Origin of the sequence: Mesorhizobium australafricanum (genome assembly GCF_033977265.1) — a bacterium.
Taxonomy (GTDB): domain Bacteria; phylum Pseudomonadota; class Alphaproteobacteria; order Rhizobiales; family Rhizobiaceae; genus Mesorhizobium; species Mesorhizobium australafricanum.
In genome coordinates this window covers 1-573 of record NZ_JAVIIT010000074.1, presented here as the reverse complement: position 1 = coordinate 573, position 573 = coordinate 1, and the positions used below count along the sequence as shown (strand labels likewise).

At 67.7% G+C, this 573-nt stretch carries 1 protein-coding gene; it reads right to left on the bottom strand.

The genetic code is table 11. The features are described 5' to 3' along the window. A partial coding sequence (locus tag RFM98_RS31235; protein WP_320312302.1) for a VCBS domain-containing protein occupies positions 1–573 on the bottom strand: 573 nt, incomplete at both ends.

Genomic DNA, 573 nt, shown 5'->3' with positions numbered 1-573 from the left:
GTGGCGGCCTTGCTGTTGTCCAGCGTGTAGGTCCACACGCCCGTGGTCGGGTTGACGGCGAAGCTGCCATAGGTGCCGGCGGCATTGCCGCTCCAGGTGGCCGTGGCGCCCTGGTCGGGGTCGTGCGGGGTCAGCGTGCCGGTTACCGTCGGCGTGCCGGACGTCACCGCGCCCGGATCGGTCGTGGTCGTGCCGGCGACGGCGGTGCCGGGATCGGCATTGCCGGCCTCGACAACCGCACCCGTGGTGTCCCCGGTGATCGTCGGCACATCATTGGTGCCGTGGATATCGAAGGTGATGGTCTTGGTGTCGGCGTCGCTGTCCTTGTCGGTCAGCGTGTAGTCGAACGATACGTTGATCGTGTTGCCGTCAGCCAGCGCCTGCGTCGCAGGCTTGCTGTTGTCCAGCACGAAGGTCCAGGTGCCGTTGGCGTTCTGCGTCAGCGCGCCGTAGTCGGCCAGGTTGACCGTGTTGACGCCCAGCGTGGCGGTCACCGTTCCCCAGCTCACCGGGCTCACCGCTGCCGGGCCGTCGGCGCCGAAAGCGTTGTTGTAGTCGGTCGTGACATTGCCC